Origin of the sequence: Xanthomonas sp. BRIP62409 (assembly GCF_003992965.1) — a bacterium.
Lineage (GTDB): Bacteria > Pseudomonadota > Gammaproteobacteria > Xanthomonadales > Xanthomonadaceae > Xanthomonas > Xanthomonas euroxanthea.
Genome location: NZ_QEZJ01000009.1, coordinates 136,604 through 148,801 on the forward strand (window position 1 = coordinate 136,604; position 12,198 = coordinate 148,801).

A 12,198-nucleotide genomic window follows, 5' to 3' on the forward strand; every position below is an offset into this window, starting at 1 on the left:
GCGCGCGCCGCGCTTTTGCGTTCCGACGATCGCCCTGCGCAGGGCAGCGCGTCGCGACTGCGATCTGCGTGGCCGCCACGCGCGACGTCATCACCTGCAGCATTGCGATCGCACAACAGCCGCCTCCAGGCAGGCCGGATGCACGGTGTTTCCGCAGCCGTGCGGCGCAGAGTGCACCCGGCCTGCAATGGGCGTGACTGCGTGGCGTCGCTTTACCACAACAAAGCGTGTGCATGTTTGGCAATAACTGCGGAGTGGCTCACAGCTCGAATTAAGTGATATCTCGCATTCGTAGTTTGAATGTCCGGATGCGCTTAGGGTGAAGCGCGATGCAGTGTCTTCATGCCCGTGGCAGGTTCGCCGGGCCATGCATCTCCCCCGCGAATGCTTCAGGAGTCACCCATGTTGCCCTCCCCCACTCCGACGCGCTGGCTGTCCAGCCGTGCGTTGTCATTGCTGCTGCTTGCCAGCGTGCTGCTTGCAGGCGTGCCCTTGGCACATGCACAGAACCGCCTGAAGTACGCAGGCGTCAATCTGTCCGGTGCCGAAATCAAATCCTCGCAAAAGCCCGGGGTGCTCAACGTCGACTACCTGTATCCGGCCGCCAGCGATTACCGCTACTTCGCCGGCAAGCACATGAACATCATTCGGCTGCCGATCCTATGGGAACGCCTGCAACCCAAGGCCGGCGGCGAGCTGGATGCAGCGCAGCTTGCGCTGATCCGCCAGGCCGTGGCCAACGCCAAGGCCGCCAAGGTCTACCTGATCCTGGATATCCACAACTACGCCAGGTATTACGGCAACAAGATCGGCAGTGCACGCGTGCCGATCAGCACCTTCAACGATCTGTGGCGACGCCTGGCAATCGCCTTCAAGAACGACAACAGCGTGATCTTCGGGCTGATGAACGAGCCTTACGACATCAATCCGCAATCCTGGGCCAACGCGGCGCAGGCCTCGATCGACACCATCCGCAAAACCGGCGCCAACAATCTGATCCTGGTGCCCGGTGCGCTATGGAGTGGCGCGCACAGCTGGTACTCCACCGTTGCCGGCCAGTCCAACGCAGTGGCGCTGGCTTCCATTCGCGACCCGCTCAATCGCTACGCCATCGAAGTGCATCAATACCTGGACACGGACTCCAGCGGCACCAGCGCCGGGTGTGTCAGCAGCACTGTCGGTGCCGAGCGCCTGCGCAGCTTTACCCAATGGCTGCGCATCAATCACAAGCAGGGATTTCTCGGCGAGTTCGGCACCGGCAACAACGCCACCTGCAACAGCGCACTCAACGGCATGCTGGGGTATCTGGAGACCAACCGCGACGTGTGGCTGGGCTGGACCTGGTGGGCCGCCGGCGCGTGGTGGAACCGCACCTACCCCTTCAACGTGCATCCCGATGCGCAGGGCCGCGACAAGCCGCAGATGTCGATCCTGAGCGCGCGCGCAAAACGCATCACCCACTAGTCGAAGCACGCCGCGAGCGAGGGTCACCCGTCGCACGCGGCGCAGCAGGCACCCGGCATCGGCATGCACGCGCAGTGCGTGCCGATGCCAGACAGCAACCGTGCCCGGCCGCGGTGAGCACAGTCCTTCCGCAATAAAACGCCAGCACACGGCGCGCGCTAGCGCTCGCCATGTGTGCGCGCGCAACAACGCTGCCGCGTCAGTGACCCGACGTCGCAGCGTTGACGGCGAGCGCATCCATTCGCCGATTTTTCGACAGCGCCATGCATGCGATGGCGGTGCCGACAAGCGTGCGCGACCGCTTTTCAACGCGGCGCGTTACAGCGTGCTGTTCCAGAACGTGACCCCTGCGGTAAGTGACTGCGACCCAGCCAACACATTTAATTCACACGCGATGTGGTAGGCAATTAGGCACGGCAGATGCATTGGTTACGACAGGTGTGGCGCACCTCGCGCAGATCGCACGCAACCCGCTGCGACACACCATCCCCGTCGTCTAAGGAGTTGTTTTATGTCTGCTGTCTCTCAAACGCTGCGCACCATTTTCCGCTGCGCCCTGCTCTGCGTCCTGTTCGGCACATTCGCACCCGTTTACGCACAAACCCGCGCACTGAAATATGCCGGCGTCAATTTATCCGGCGCCGAATTTGCATCGTCCAAGAAACCCGGTGTCCTCAACAAGGACTATATGTATGCCCCGGCCAGCGATTACACCTATTTCGCCGGCGTTGGCATGAATACGATCCGCCTGCCGGTGCTGTGGGAACGCCTGCAGCCGAGTGCACGCGGCGAACTGGATCCGACCCAACTGGCTCTGGTAAAGCAAGCCGTGGCACGCGCCAAGGCATCGGGCATGTACCTGGTGCTGGACATCCACAATTACGGCAAATACTACGGCTACAAGATTGGCGGTGACCAGGTGTCGAACGCCACCTTCGCCGACCTGTGGCGCCGCCTTGCGCTGGTATTTCCCAGCGACAACGCCGTGATCTTCGGGCTGATGAATGAGCCCAATGGCGTATCGGCCAGCGGCTGGGCAGCCACTGCACAGGCAGGCATCGATGCGATTCGCGCCACCGGTGCGAACAATCTGATCCTGGTGCCGGGCGCATTGTGGACCGGTGCGCACAGCTGGTATTCGCCCACCAACGATGGTTACTCCAACGCAACTGCATTGGTCTCGATCTACGATCCGCTCAATCGCTACGCGTTCGAGGTGCATCAGTACCTGGACGCCGACTCCAGTGGCACCACCAATGTCTGCGTCAGTGCCACCATCGGTGTCGAGCGCCTGCGCAGCTTCACCGAGTGGTTGCGCACCAACCACAAGCGCGGATTCCTGGGCGAATTCGGCACCGGCAACAACCCGGTCTGCAATGAAGCGCTGCGCGGCATGCTCCGCTATATCGATGCCAATGCAGATGTGTGGACGGGCTGGACGTGGTGGGCTGCCGGCTCGTGGTGGAATGTCAGTTACGAGTACAGCGTGCATCCCAACAAGGACGGCACCGACAGGCCGCAGATGTCCATCCTCTCGCCCCAGGCCGTTCGCGCCACACGCGCCATTCCGTAAGGTGAGGCAGAGGGTTGTAGGTCAATCTCGAGCCGCCGCGAGGCGGCTCGCTTTTTTGCGTCCTTCGCACGGATCGCATGTCGTTGGACAGTGCGAATGATGCGGTTGCGGTAGCGCAACGTGCCACTGCGCAACGCCCTCTTACGACCGTGCGTGCCACCGTATGCAGCGCGGGCGCATCATCACCAAAGCTTGAGCTCACTGAACTTTCGCAACGCGTTTGAAGTGGCTTTCACCTGACAGCAATAAGGCCGCGTCCAGCATGGGCGCACTTCACTGCAGGAGCATCACATGGCATATCGACTGATGAAGACCGCGCTGATCGGCGCACTGGCAGTGGCGGCGCAGGGCGCATTTGCGCAAGCGGCCGCCGACAAGCCGGCCAAGGCACTGACCTCCAGCGAGGTCACCAGCATGCTGACCGGCAAGGGCTACACCAAGGTGCACGACGTCAAGTTCGAGCATGGCGTGTGGACCGCTGACGCGCGTAGCGGCGACGGCAAGGACGTGGACGTCCGCATCGATCCGGTCACCGGCCGCGTCTATGGCGACCAGACCACCTCCAAGCTGAGCGAGGCCGATATCCGCGCCGCGCTGTCGACCGGCGGCTATTCCAACGTGCACGACCTCAAGTTCGAAGACGGCTTGTGGAGCGCCGATGCCGAGCGTGGCGGGCAGAAGGTGGAGCTGCATGTCGATCCGGAAGACGGGCACGTGGTCAGCGTGGACAACGATTGACCAAGACGCCAGAAGCCGGTGGCGTAGATGATGCCGCTGGCTTGATGGCAGCGCGTGGCCGGAAGCACGGCTAAAGGCATCGCGTAGTGCATCGATGCATTATTCATCGCAGCACTATCGCGACCGTGCTGCATCGACAACAAGCGTGATCTGGTCCGCAACCGTCACGACGCACCCAACGCAAGGGGCCTCCACCAGGAGGCCCTTTGCGTTTTGATCGATACGCGTCTGATCGATGCGCGCCGCATTGCTGCTGCCCTTGCAGACCGCATCACCCCGCCATGCACCGGCTGCATGACGCGTGCCGTCCCGGCACCGGTCAACGCGTCGGTGCTGCCTTTTTGCCCTCTTCGCCGGCGTCTTTTCCGGTATCGGGCGCCTCGCCCGTAGCGGGCTTGCCGGCCATCATGCGGTCGCGCGCCGCCTTGAACGGGTTGCCGGCATACCAGTTGGGCCAGCGCTGCCCGACGGCCACCTCCTTGCCCACGCCATACACCGCCTGCAGGTCTTCGATGGTGCCATCGAGCTTCCAGGTGGCCGCATCGTATTCGTCGCCAGGGGCGTGATAGCGATTGCGCCCGTAGTCCTCGGCGGCCGCGCGGCCGGCCGCGGTGCCGCCCTCGCGCAGGTCTTCGCCGCCATCGGCATACAGCGCCGGCACGCCGGCCTTGGCGAAGTTGAAGTGATCCGAGCGGAAATACGAGCCGCTTTGCGGCGTGGCCTCGGCATGCAGGGTGCGGCCCTGCATCGCGGCAATCGGCTTGAGGATGTCTTCCAGCTCCGAACTGCCCATGCCCACCACGGTGACATCGCGTGCGCGCCCGGCCACCGACATCGCATCCAGGTTGATCACCGCCGCGATCTTGTCCAGTGGAAAGCTCGGGTTGGCCACGTAGTACTTGGAACCGAGCAGGCCCGATTCCTCCAGCGTCACCGCCACGAACACCACCGAGCGCGCCGGCTTGGGATCCTGATGCGCGAACGCGTCGGCAATTTCGAGAATGCCGGCCACGCCGGTGGCGTTGTCCACCGCGCCGTTGTAGATGTTGTCGCCACTTTCGCCCGGATGCTTGCCCAGGTGGTCCCAGTGCGCCATGTACAGCACCGCCTCGTCGGCGTGGCTGGTGCCCGGCAACACGCCGACCACGTTGCGCGAGGTCTTTTCGGCGATGCTGCTCTTCAGGTCCACCGACCAGCTGGCCTTCAACGGCACCGGCTTGAAGCCACGCTTGCTGGCGTCCTTGTAGGCCTGTGCTAGGTCCAGCCCGGCATTGGCGAACAGCTGCTTGGCGGTCTCGGCGCTGATCCAGCCCTGCACCGGCAGGCGCGGATCGGGATCGTCCTTGGCCGGCAGGTCGTATTGCGGGCCGGCCCAGGAGTTCTTCACCACGTCCCAGCCATAGCTGGCGCCCGGGGTGTCGTGCACGATCAGCGCAGCGGCCGCGCCCTTGCGGGCGGCCTCTTCGAACTTGTAGGTCCAGCGCCCGTAATAGGTCATGCGCTTGCCGTCGAACAGCGTGGCATCGCCGGTCTGGAAGCCCGGGTCGTTGACGAACATCACCACCGTCTTGCCCTTCCAGTCCTGGCCGGCGTAATCGTTCCACTGCTGTTCGGGCGCATCCACGCCGTAGCCGACGAACACCAGCTCGCTGTTGTCCAGCTTGACCTCGGCCTGGCCGGTACGCGTGCCGACCACGATGTCGGTGCCGAAGGCCAGGGTACGGGTCTGCTCGCCGCTGCGCAGGGTCGGCGCGGTGGCCGCATCGGCGGTGGTTTCCACCATCGGCACGTCCTGGAACCAGCCGTCGCCGTTGCCCGGCTGCAGGCCGATGCGCTGCATCTGGTCGCGGATGTAGGTGACGGTCTTCTCTTCGCCGGGAGTCCCGGGGCCGCGCCCTTCGAAGTCGTCCGAGGCCAGCGTCTTGACCAGCTCGGCGAAGTCGCCGGGCGTCAGCTCCGGCGAGAAGGCGTGGCGACTGACCGGGGCACTGGGCGCGCTGTCGGCCGGCACCTGCGCGGCGGGTGCGCTCGGCGCATCGGCGGGTTCACGCTTGCAGCCGGCCAGGGCCAGCGTCGCGGCCAGGCACAACAGGATCTTGCGGGGCATCGGGACTCCTCGTGCGGCGAAGGTCCCCCGATTCTAGGCGCTGGCCCCGTGGTGGGGGCGTCAGTCCCTGGGTGCCACGTCGCTGTCGAAGCTGCGCGCGGTGGCGCCGGTCACTGCGCCGATCTTCGCGGTGCGGTGCACGTACAGGCTGACCTCGCGCTCGAACTCCAGCGGGCCATCGACCACCGCATCCGGGCCGATCACCACCCGCGGCTTGCGCGCAGGCTTGAACGAGAAGCTGAAATTCGGCTTGGTGACCTCGATCCCGCCACGCACATGCGAGCGCACCCCGACGGTGATGTCGCCGTTGACGGTCTCGATGCCCTTGCCCAGCTCGGTTTCCACCAGGCCGATACTGCCGTTGACCGTTTCCACGCCGCCGCTGATCCGGCTGCCGCGTTCCACCAGCACGCTGCCGTTGACCGTCTCCAGCCCGCCGGACACCACCACCTTCTGGCCCAGCGTGATCGCGCCATTGACCGTGGAGACATCGCCGGTACGGGCGTTGTCGCCGATCTGGATGCTGCCGTTGACCGTTTCCACGCTGCGGGTCTGCGCGCCGGCGCCGATCTCGATGGAACCGTTGACGGTATCCAGCCCGCCATAGACCTTGCCGGCCTCGGCGCTGATGCGGCCGTTGACCTTGCTGATGTCCTCGTCGGCCCAGGCACTTGCGCAGACCAGGGACAACGCCAGAACGAGATGCTGGGCTTTCATGCTGAACCTTGCGCGGCGGCGGCTGTCTTGGGCGTGGCGGCGATCACACCATGCTTGGCTACAATCGCGCACCTGCCTGAAGTCATTGGACCTTTCGTTGCCCCTGTCGCCCGCACCGCGATCGCGCCTGCCGCTTGCCCCCGCCACCGGCCGCCCACGCGCGTGGCTGGCGGTGACCGTGCTGGCCTGTGCGCTGCTGGGCAGCACCGGGGCGGGCGCGCAGAGCCAGCGCGAGGCCGAGCGCAAATTGCAGCAGCTGCGCGAGGAACTCAAGACCATCAGCGCCGACCGCCGCGCGCTGGAAGGCAAGCGCGGCAATGCCGCCCAGCAGTTGCGCCAGGCCGATGAGAAGGTGGCCAGGACCTCGCGTGCATTGAGCGAGACCGAATCGGCGATGCGCGAGCAGGAACAGCATCTGGGCAAGCTGCAGCAGGACCGTGCGCAGTTGCAGCGCGGCCTGCAGAACCAGCGCGTGCAGCTGGCCGCGTTGTTGCGCGCCGCCGACCAGGTCGGCCGCAACGCGCCGTTGAAGGTGCTGTTGTCGCAGGACACCGTCGGCGATGCCACGCGCATGCTGGCCGATCACCGCTATGTGCAGAACGCACGTGCGCAGCGCATCCAGGCGTTGACCACGCAGCTGGATGCGCTGGCCAAGGTGGAGCAGGACATCGCCAGCCGGCGCCAGGCGCTGGATGCGGCACGTGCGCAGCAAAAGGCGCAGGCCGCCTTGCTGCAGAAGGATCGCTCGCAACAGGCGGCGACCGTCGCGCAGCTGGACGACCGCTACAAACAACGCGCCGAACGCGAAAAAGCCCTGGGCCAGGACGCCAGGTCGCTGGAGCAGCTGCTCGCCAATCTGCGCGCGGCCGCCGCCAAGGCCGAGGCCGAACGGCGCGCCGCCGCCAAGCGCGCCGCCGCCGAAGCCGCCGCGCAGGCAAAGCGTGGCAATACGGAGCGCCCCGAGCGTCCCGGCAAGACCCCGCCCAAGGTCATCGCCAGCGCGCCGGCCCCCAAGGTCGGCGGCCTGAGCTGGCCGGTGTCGGGCAACCTGCTGGCGCGCTTCAATGCCCCCTTGCCGGACGGCCATACCAGCAAGGGCGTGCTGATCGGCGCGCCCAAGGGCAGCACGGTCACCGCGGTGGCCGATGGCACGGTGGTGTTCTCCGACTGGATGACCGGCTACGGCATGATCCTGATCGTAGACCACGGCAACGGCTATATGAGCCTGTACGCGCACAACGACACGCTGTTGCGCGACGCCGGCGCGTCGATCAAGCGCGGCGAGGCGGTGGCCAAGGTCGGCAGCTCGGGCGGGCAGGGCGTGCCGGCGCTGTACTTCGAACTGCGGCGCAACGGGCAGCCGGTGGATCCGTCGAGCTGGTTGCAGCGCCGTTGAGCCCCACCCAGGCCACGCGCGCGCCGGTGCATGACCGTCGCCCGACCTGGCCCTGCCAAGTCAACGCGGATTTACCGCCGCTTCGCGCATAATCCAGGCCGCTCCGTTGCGGGGCGTCTTATCTCTTTGTCGGAGTGCTTCATGCGCGTAGCCGTCCTGTCCGTTGCCCTGTCGCTGGCGTTGTTCGCCTCACCCGGTTGGGCGCAGAAAGCCAGTCCCGCCGCCGCCCAGGCCACTGCGGACGATCCGGAAGCCAACGAAGCCGCCGTGTCCAAGGTGCCGCTGGACGAGATCCGCCGCTTCGTGGCGGTGTACAACGCGGTCAAGCAGGCCTACGTCGACCCGGTCGAAGACAAGAAGCTGATGCACGCGGCGGTGCGCGGCCTGCTCTCGGGCCTGGACCCGCACAGCACCTATTTCGACAAGGAAGATGCCGAAGCCTTCGACGAGCAGGCCACCGGCGCCTACGACGGCATCGGCGTGGAATTGCTGCAGCAGCAGGACAACACGCTCAAGGTGATTGCGCCGATCGACGACACCCCGGCCGCGCGTGCCGGCATCCGCGCCGGCGACGTCATCGTGGCCATCGACGGCAAGCCGATCGACGCCAGCAAGGCGATGGAACCACTGCGTGGCGAGTCCGGCAGCAAGGTCGTGCTGACCATCGTGCGCGACAAGGCGCCCAAGCCGTTCGACGTCACCCTGCAGCGCGAGACCATCCGCGTGGCCAGCGTGCGCAGCAAGCTGCTGGAACCGGGCTATGGCTACATCCGCATCAGCACCTTCCAGGCCGACACCGGTGCCGATTTCCGGAAGAACCTCAAGCAGCTGCAGGCCGGCGGCAAGTTGCGCGGCCTGGTGCTGGACCTGCGCAGCAACCCCGGCGGCCTGCTGACCTCGGCGGTGCAGGTGGCCGACGATCTGCTCGACAAGGGCAACATCGTCAGCACGCGCGGGCGCATCTCCATCAGCGATGCCAAGTTCGATGCCACCCCGGGCGATCTGCTCGGCGGCGCACCGGTGGTGGTGCTGGTGGACGCCGGCTCGGCCAGCGCGTCGGAAGTGCTGGCCGGTGCGCTGCGCGACAACCAGCGCGCGCGCATCATCGGCAGCCGCACCTTCGGCAAGGGCTCGGTGCAGACCGTGCTGCCGCTGGACAACGGCGACTCGGTCAAGCTGACCACCGCGCGCTATTACACGCCCAGCGGCAAGTCGATCCAGGCCAGCGGCATCGTGCCGGAAGTGCTGCTCACCCCGGAACCGCAACCGGGCGACGCCGATGTGCCTGCCAGCCTGACCGACTTCAGCGAAGCCACGCTGCCGGGCCATCTGCGCGGCGATGCCGAAGGCGAGGAGGGCTACAGCGCCGGCGACGTCTTGCCGGGCGATGGCCCGATCGCCGCCGCGCTGGCCGAGCTCAAGCAGCCCGGCTCGGCGGCCAAGGCGCAAGCCGCGCTCAAGGCCAAGGCGCAGGCAGCGCAGAAGGCCAAGGCCGCCAAGCCCGCGGCCGACCCCAAGCCGCCTGCCGCGCGCCCGGCAGCGGCCGACAAGCCCAAGCCTGCCGAGAAGCCGAGCGAACCGGCGGAAAAGGCCAAGCCGGCCACGCCGGCCGAACCGACCCAACCGGCTGCGCCTGCGGACAAGCCCAAACCGGCCGAACCGGTCAAGTAATCCGGCCACAGCGCAGCGGGTGCATCGCCCGCTGCGCACGCCCGGTGCGGTCGATAGGCGCGGCCCTGCAACGCATTTGCACGCCTTCCTCGATCATCCATTTGCCACAGCGCTGGCCGGGTCTGACGTCGACCCTGGGCCCTGCCGCAGCGAGGCACTATCGAGCGCCAATGCTTTTGTAGGAGCGACCCCGGTCGCGATAAGCCTTCCCGAACACGCGATCACCACGTCAAACCAGCGTTACCGCGCTACCGCCAGCGCCTCGGGATTGACCAGATTGCGCGGCGTCCCTGCGGCAAAGGCCAGCACGTTGTCGAACGCCGCCTCGAAGTACAGCGCGTAGCTGTCGCTTTCCACATAGCCCAGATGCGGCGTCGCCAGCACGCGCGGATGCTGCAGCAACGGATCGCGCGGATCCAGCACCGGCTCGCGCTCGAACACATCCACCGCCGCCTGTGCCGGCCGGCCCGCATCCAGCGCGGCCAGCAAGGCGCCGGGCGCGATCAGCTCGGCGCGGCTGGTGTTGACCAGCAACGCATCCGGGCGCATCCGCGCCAGATCCTGCGCACCGACCTGGTGGCGTGTTTGCGCGGTCAGGCGCCGATGCAGCGACAGCACATCGCTGCGTTCGAACAGTTCCTCGCGGCTGCCGGCGATGGCGAAGCCGTCGCGCGCGGCCTGTGCGCACGAGGCGTCGCCGCCCCAGACCAGCACCTGCATGCCGAATGCACGCCCGAAGCCGGCCACGCGCTGGCCGATCCGCCCATAACTCCAGATGCCCAGGGTGCGCCCGTGCACTCCGCGTCCCAGGCCGGGATCGCCCAGCGCCTGCCAGCGGCCCTGGTGCAACGCGCGCTGGTACTCGCTCAGGCGCCGGCTGGCCGACAGGATCAGGGCCCAGGTCAGTTCGGCCGGCGCCACCGGCGAGCCGACGCCTTCGGCCACCGCCACCCCGAACTCGGTGCACGCGGCCACGTCCACGTGCGCGCCGATGCGGCCGGTCTGGCTGATCAACTTCAGGCGCGGCAGCCGCCGCAACAGCGTGGCGTCCACGCGGGTGCGCTCACGGATCAGCACCAGCGCATCGGCTTCGACCAGCCGCTCGGCCCATTCGTTGGGATCGGTGGCCAGCGCGCCCAGCACCTGCACATCGTGGCCGTGCAGGCGCTGCAGGCAGGGCAGGTGACGCACGGCGCCCTGGTAATCGTCGGGCACCAGGATGCGCATCAGCGCGGCTTGGTCGGTAACGGGAACGGCGTGACCACCTTGTCGCCGGTGGTGGCGTCGCGGATCACCGACTGGCCCTTCTTCTCGACTTCCTCGATGCGCACGATGCTCTGCATCGGCAGGTGCAGCGTCTTGGTGTTGCCGAACTCTTCGCGCAGGCGCTCTTCGGTGGGATCGACCACCAGCCCGTCGTGCACGTCGAACACCAGCTCGCCGATCTGGTTGAACCCCCACAGATGGCTGCCGGTGACCTGGCGGGCGTAGAGCTCGTAGACCTTGCCGTGATTGAGGAAGGTGACTTTGTACAGAGGCTTGGACATGCGGCGATTATAGGCGCGCCACTACGCAGCGCGCGGCCCGCGCAGCGCTGCGCCCGGGGGCGCCTTGCCCCGTTGGCGCCGCGCTAGAAGCCGTGGCGCTTGCGCAGCCGCCGCGCGATCGCCGCGCGCACGTACAGCCCGTAGACGATGCCGAACACGAACCCGGCGATATGCGCCGACCACGCCACCATGCCGAAGGCCGGGCCGATGTAGGCGAACACCACCTGCAGCAGCGCCCAGGCGCCGATCAGCAACGGCGCCGGCACGCGGATGAATTCCAGAAACACCCCCAGCGGCAGCACCACGCCCAGCTTGGCGCCGGGAAACAGCGCCAGATAGGTGCCGATCAATGCCGACACCGCGCCGGAGGCACCGATGATCACCCGGTCCGGCGTGCCGATCGCGAAGATCGCCGCCAGGTTGGAGGCCGCGCCGCCGACCAGGAACAGCAGCAACAGGCGCCATGGCCCGAGAATGCGCTCGGCCGGCAGCCCGAAGATCAGCAGGAATACCAGGTTGCCGAGCAGGTGCGACCAGTCGGCGTGCAGGAACAACGCGGTGAACAGCCGCAGCACGCTGCCGTCGCGCAGCGTCGCCCACCAGTCGCCCAGGTTGGACACGCCGCTGGACAGCGCGCCCCAGTCCAGCCACAGCGTGTTGCGCGCCTCACCGGGCCGGCTGATCGACCACAGATAGGCCAGCCAGACGGTGGCGAACAGCAACGGCACCGCCCAGCGCGGGGTGGGTTTCTTGCGGGAGGGGAGGGAGACGAACATCGGAGTGGCACTCTAGCGGGTTCACGCTCCTGAACCCAGCCCTAACCTGTCCGCCCGATCAATATGCGCTTCGTTATTGTTCGGTTAATTGTGGTGGGTATACTGCGTACGGCGTCGTATGTCGGGGGGGGGTCTCCGGCGCGCTCCAGCAGCCACTTGGCGCTGGGCGCGGGCGCTGTACCGACCACTGCAGTCTTTATCCGGAGAGC

The 12,198-nt window shown here is 66.7% G+C and carries 9 protein-coding genes and 1 pseudogene; 5 read left to right on the forward strand and 5 right to left on the reverse strand.

What is annotated here, in order from left to right; genetic code table 11:
* The first annotated feature begins 474 nt into the window (after window positions 1-474).
* The 3 genes from EO170_RS01670 (at window position 475) to EO170_RS01680 (ending at window position 3,775) form a co-directional block, all read left to right on the forward strand.
* A complete protein-coding gene (locus EO170_RS01670) occupies window positions 475-1,464 on the forward strand; it encodes a glycoside hydrolase family 5 protein (RefSeq protein WP_181116652.1) in 990 nt (329 codons plus the stop codon).
* Between the two features lie 511 nt (window positions 1,465-1,975).
* A complete protein-coding gene (locus EO170_RS01675) occupies window positions 1,976-3,037 on the forward strand; it encodes a glycoside hydrolase family 5 protein (RefSeq protein WP_104536613.1) in 1,062 nt (353 codons plus the stop codon).
* A gap of 291 nt (window positions 3,038-3,328) precedes the next feature.
* Entirely contained in the window at window positions 3,329-3,775 is a 447-nt protein-coding gene (locus tag EO170_RS01680) for a PepSY domain-containing protein (RefSeq protein ID WP_164739720.1), read from the forward strand.
* A 391-nt stretch (window positions 3,776-4,166) separates the two neighbouring features.
* On the opposite strand, the pseudogene EO170_RS01685 reads toward EO170_RS01680, so the two are convergent.
* Together EO170_RS01685 and EO170_RS01690 are read right to left on the reverse strand one after the other, a co-directional pair.
* A pseudogene (locus EO170_RS01685) lies at window positions 4,167-5,882 on the reverse strand (M28 family metallopeptidase); the annotation flags it as partial.
* Window positions 5,883-5,942: 60 nt separating this feature from the next.
* Window positions 5,943-6,599 carry a hypothetical protein gene (locus tag EO170_RS01690; protein ID WP_104586254.1) on the reverse strand — a complete coding sequence of 219 codons (657 nt, stop codon included), beginning with the start codon at window positions 6,597-6,599 and terminating at the stop codon, window positions 5,943-5,945.
* 97 nt (window positions 6,600-6,696) lie between these two features.
* On the opposite strand from EO170_RS01690, the gene EO170_RS01695 reads away from it, so the two are divergent.
* Complete coding sequence (locus EO170_RS01695; protein WP_180707973.1) at window positions 6,697-7,995, forward strand: peptidoglycan DD-metalloendopeptidase family protein; 1,299 nt, start codon at window positions 6,697-6,699, stop codon at window positions 7,993-7,995.
* Between the two features lie 141 nt (window positions 7,996-8,136).
* Window positions 8,137-9,666, forward strand: a complete 1,530-nt coding sequence (locus EO170_RS01700; protein ID WP_126942030.1) for a S41 family peptidase — start codon at window positions 8,137-8,139, stop codon at window positions 9,664-9,666.
* 240 nt (window positions 9,667-9,906) lie between these two features.
* On the opposite strand, the gene EO170_RS01705 is transcribed toward EO170_RS01700, so the two are convergent.
* The 3 genes from EO170_RS01705 to EO170_RS01715 form a co-directional block, all read right to left on the reverse strand.
* On the reverse strand, window positions 9,907-10,893 hold the full coding sequence (locus EO170_RS01705) for a D-2-hydroxyacid dehydrogenase family protein (protein ID WP_126942032.1): 987 nt from the start codon (window positions 10,891-10,893) through the stop codon (window positions 9,907-9,909).
* Window positions 10,893-11,213, reverse strand: a complete 321-nt coding sequence (locus tag EO170_RS01710; RefSeq protein WP_016901574.1) for a DUF1820 family protein — start codon at window positions 11,211-11,213, stop codon at window positions 10,893-10,895. Before EO170_RS01710 ends, EO170_RS01705 begins: the two co-directional genes overlap by 1 nt.
* 83 nt (window positions 11,214-11,296) lie before the next feature.
* A complete protein-coding gene (locus EO170_RS01715; protein ID WP_003482177.1) occupies window positions 11,297-11,989 on the reverse strand; it encodes a rhomboid family intramembrane serine protease in 693 nt (230 codons plus the stop codon).
* Between the last annotated feature and the right edge of the window lie 209 nt (window positions 11,990-12,198).

Coding starts and splice junctions, on each gene's coding strand:
- EO170_RS01675 (WP_104536613.1), top strand. CDS start 1,976: ATGTCTGCTGTCTCTCAAACGCTGCGCACCATTTTCCGCTGCGCCCTG.
- EO170_RS01680 (WP_164739720.1), top strand. CDS start 3,329: ATGGCATATCGACTGATGAAGACCGCGCTGATCGGCGCACTGGCAGTG.
- EO170_RS01690 (WP_104586254.1), bottom strand. CDS start 6,599: ATGAAAGCCCAGCATCTCGTTCTGGCGTTGTCCCTGGTCTGCGCAAGT.
- EO170_RS01700 (WP_126942030.1), top strand. CDS start 8,137: ATGCGCGTAGCCGTCCTGTCCGTTGCCCTGTCGCTGGCGTTGTTCGCC.
- EO170_RS01705 (WP_126942032.1), bottom strand. CDS start 10,893: ATGCGCATCCTGGTGCCCGACGATTACCAGGGCGCCGTGCGTCACCTG.
- EO170_RS01710 (WP_016901574.1), bottom strand. CDS start 11,213: ATGTCCAAGCCTCTGTACAAAGTCACCTTCCTCAATCACGGCAAGGTC.
- EO170_RS01715 (WP_003482177.1), bottom strand. CDS start 11,989: ATGTTCGTCTCCCTCCCCTCCCGCAAGAAACCCACCCCGCGCTGGGCG.